Here is a 402-nt window from a genome sequence, read left to right on the forward strand (position 1 = left end):
ATGTATCAACTTTTACTTCGCTAGGAAGTTCTAATACGATACCGTGAGAGAATCCTAAAGCCAACTCAAGTTTTTGACCTGCGTGTGAAGCTCTGTATCCTACCCCTACTAGTTCCAGTTTCTTTTCGAAACCTTGATTTACACCAACAATCATGTTGTTGATTAACGCTCTGTATAAACCGTGAAGCGCTTTGTGTTGTTTAGCTTCAGATGGTCTGTTTACGTTCAGTTCACCATCTTTCTGTTCTATAGTAATTCCTGCTGTAAGCTCCTGAGAAAGTTCTCCTTTAGGACCTTTTACAGTTACCACACCATTGTTTTCAGTGATTGTAACTCCTGCTGGAACTGTTATAATTGCTTTACCAATTCTTGACATTTTCCTGTGATTAAAAATTAATAAAC

At 37.8% G+C, this 402-nt stretch carries 1 protein-coding gene; it reads right to left on the bottom strand.

What is annotated here, in order from left to right:
• Positions 1–376 (bottom strand): 50S ribosomal protein L6 (locus tag ACPYOJ_RS34720; RefSeq protein WP_481420282.1); only part of this gene is annotated, 376 nt, incomplete at its 3' end.
• Positions 377–402: the final 26 nt, after the last annotated feature.

The organism is Rhizobium sp. SVR5-9E (assembly GCF_056755095.1).